The 3,112-nt window shown below is 53.6% G+C and carries 2 protein-coding genes and 6 tRNA genes; 1 reads left to right on the top strand and 7 read right to left on the bottom strand.

The window, feature by feature from the left end; translation table 11 throughout:
- Nucleotides 1-19: 19 nt before the first annotated feature.
- From ACTOVJ_RS08190 to ACTOVJ_RS08210, 5 genes are all read right to left on the bottom strand, one after another.
- Nucleotides 20-90 (bottom strand) — tRNA-Cys (locus ACTOVJ_RS08190).
- A gap of 23 nt (nt 91-113) precedes the next feature.
- Nucleotides 114-186: transfer RNA gene (locus ACTOVJ_RS08195), tRNA-Gly, on the bottom strand.
- A 29-nt stretch (nt 187-215) separates the two neighbouring features.
- A tRNA-Val gene (locus ACTOVJ_RS08200) sits at nt 216-289 on the bottom strand.
- A gap of 14 nt (nt 290-303) precedes the next feature.
- Nucleotides 304-374: transfer RNA gene (locus ACTOVJ_RS08205), tRNA-Cys, on the bottom strand.
- A gap of 34 nt (nt 375-408) precedes the next feature.
- Nucleotides 409-481, bottom strand: a tRNA-Gly gene (locus ACTOVJ_RS08210).
- A 141-nt stretch (nt 482-622) separates the two neighbouring features.
- Between ACTOVJ_RS08210 and ACTOVJ_RS08215 the strand changes: the two genes are divergently transcribed.
- A tRNA-Val gene (locus ACTOVJ_RS08215) sits at nt 623-694 on the top strand.
- 66 nt (nt 695-760) lie between these two features.
- Here the strand turns inward: ACTOVJ_RS08215 and ACTOVJ_RS08220 are convergent.
- On the bottom strand, nt 761-1,417 hold the full coding sequence (locus tag ACTOVJ_RS08220; RefSeq protein WP_449503446.1) for an ABC transporter ATP-binding protein: 657 nt from the start codon (nt 1,415-1,417) through the stop codon (nt 761-763).
- The coding region (locus tag ACTOVJ_RS08225; RefSeq protein ID WP_449504694.1) for an ABC transporter permease at nt 1,414-3,112 on the bottom strand (1,699 nt) is incomplete at its 5' end. The genes ACTOVJ_RS08225 and ACTOVJ_RS08220, both read right to left, overlap by 4 nt.

Here is a 3,112-nt window from a genome sequence, read left to right on the forward strand (position 1 = left end):
CGCCCATTATTTAATTGAGAGGTGGGTACGGGATTCGAACCCGTGTATACGGCTTTGCAGGCCGCTGCCTCGCCTCTCGGCCAACCCACCAAGAGGTTGAAAAATACAACGAGAGCGGATGACGGGGCTCGAACCCGCGACCTCCACCTTGGCAAGGTGGCGCTCTACCAACTGAGCTACATCCGCATCGAAACATGGCCGAAACCGTGCTTCAGTGGGCGATACTGGACTCGAACCAGCGACCTCTTCCGTGTCAAGGAAACGCGCTAACCAGCTGCGCCAATCGCCCATTATTTAATTGAGAGGTGGGTACGGGATTCGAACCCGTGTATACGGCTTTGCAGGCCGCTGCCTCGCCTCTCGGCCAACCCACCATGTGGTTGAAGTGGCTTCCCACTTTGGCCATCGAGCGGATGACGGGGCTCGGACCCGCGACCTCCACCTTGGCAAGGTGGCGCTCTACCAACTGAGCTACATCCGCATTATTGAGAGGAACACCCCCGCAACGAGTTATAAATTTACACGCAAGATACTCAGTCGTCCAATTAACCCAAAGTGACCTGTGCCACGCGGTTTAGATTTGATCCATACTCCTTTTTCTCGCTATTCTTTTCGAGTATCCGGGCGATTAGCTCAGTGGTAGAGCGCTTCGTTCACACCGAAGAGGTCACTGGTTCGAACCCAGTATCGCCCACCGGGAAGGCTCGAAAGATCATGATCTTTCGAGCCTTCCTCTTTCTCACTCAGTGAAGAGTTTTGATCACGCGTGAAGAATTCCCGCATCGATGCGCTCAACGCGATCAGCCAACACCTGAGCCTCTGCAGGATCATGAGTCACAAAGATCGCTGTCGTTCCCTCACTTTTGAGGATCTGTCGAATATCCACGGCGAGTCGGCCTCGTAGCTCTTGATCCAAAGCAGACAGCGGTTCATCAAGAAGCATCACCCGTGGACGTGGCGCCAACGATCGGGCAAGCGCAACTCGCTGCGCTTGCCCCCCAGACAATGTGGCAACATCGCGCTGGCCATAACCATCGAGCCCCACCATATGGAGCAGAGCTTCGACACGCTGAGTGCGCTGACGAGAATCCATTTTTGCCATCTCAAGACCATACGCAATATTGCGTTCAACACTGCGCTGGGGAAACAGCAGTCCTTCTTGGAAGACCATCCCCACAGATCTCTGATGGGGAGGAATGCGTGTCACGTCGTCGCCATCGAAGAGAATCGCTCCAGCAGTGATCGGTTCAAGTCCAGCCACTGCACGCAACACAGTTGATTTTCCAGAACCAGAAGCTCCCAAGAGCGCAACAATTTCACCTGGAGCGACGGTGAGTGTGACATCTTTAAGTGCCTGGTATCCATTAGGATACGTCAGCGCAATATGGTCAATTTTCAGTTCGACGGCAGCGGTCACGGGTTATCCTTTCGGCGACGGGGAACGTGAATGGAGGCTCGTTCAACAGCAAGCATCACCAATCCGGTGATGATACAGAGCAGGACTGTCCCAGCGTACGCCATGCCTTGATCGGCGCTTCCAGCGCGATTGACGAGTCGATAAATCATAATCGGTAAGGTGGGTTCACGTTGAAGGACAAGGAACGATGTCGCAGAGAATTCTCCAATCGCAATAGCGAATGCAAAACCACTAGCGACACCGAGAGCTCGCACCAGAGTTGGCCCTTCCACGACCCAAAATGCCCGAAGAGGTCGTGCACCAAGGGTTGCAGCAGCATCGTAGAGACGGCGGTTCACTCCCCCAATCATCGGCACCACAGTACGCAGAATAATGGGAATTGAGACGAGTGCCTGCGCAAGGGGAAGGAGGAAAATCGAGTCTGCTAGGAAACGTAACGCTCCCCCAAGTGCAACGAGCATACCGAGTCCTAAAGTCACTGAAGAAATCCCTAGGGGCGCCACAAACAAGGAATCATAAAATGAGGTTATTTTCTTCATCGTGCGCCCGTGAGTACGAAAATGACGCGTCACGAGAAGTGAGACAGTGAGTCCGAGTGCCACAGCGATCAGTGTCGCGACTACCGCCGCATACAAAGATTCAAGAATGGATGACAGAACAGGGGCTGCAATCCCTTTCGCCGCTCCTGGTACAGCCAAATCAGCGAAGTTCTCCAAGGTCCACATTCCATCACGGCGCAAAGAACGCAGCATCACCTGAACAAGTGGCGCAACGATCAGGAGAGCCACGACAACCACCACACCCGCAAGGAGCGGGATCTGGTGTCGGGTGAGTCGACGAGGAGTCCTCGAGTAGCGTGTGGCCGTTTCTGCCTTTTGTTCATTCTGCGCACGGTGAGCAATCCACAGAGCACAAACAACAATCAGTATTTGGATGATTGAAAGGAAAGAGGCTGCCCCAAGGTTCAAAAACTGCGATGTCTGCCGATAGATTTCAGTTTCAATCGTACGAGTTCGTGCTGCCCCGAGAACAATGACAAGTGAATATGACGTGGCGCAATACAAAAAAACTAGTGTTGATGCGGATGCAATCGCTGGCCGGAGCCTGGGCCACGTCACAGTCGCGAAAGCACGAATGGCAGATGCACCCAATGTGCGTGCCACAGCCTCGTATTGAGGGTTGAGAGCACTCCATGCTGCCCCAACAGTACGGACGAAAACCGAGATATTGAAAAACATCATGGCAAACACAATGATGAGCGGTGAGCCGGAAAGCTGCAGAAAACCGAAAGCACCGCCATCGTCGTAAAGGGAACGGAAAGCCATCGAGACTGCAATCGTCGGCAAGACGAAAGGAAAAACGATGAGGAATCTCAACACCCCGCGTCCAGGAAACGATGTGCAATACAAAATGTATGCCGCTGGTAAACCCACAAGCGCAGATAATGCGGTTCCGGCGAATGCAAGACCCATCGTCGTCGCGAGAGCCGAACCGACATTGGTCGCCGACAGTAAAGATGCAACCCCCGCTGCCCCACCGTCACGCCACACATTGGCAATTTGTTCGACTCCCAGATAACCCAAATCCCATACAGGGATCACGAAGAACAAGAAGAGAAATACCGCGGGAAAAATGGCCGCGAGAGCCCCCCCGCATTGTGTACCACAACCGGCATATCCACGACCCCTAAATTTT

It is taken from the genome of Arcanobacterium sp. (ex Cirak et al. 2026), from assembly GCF_053585065.1.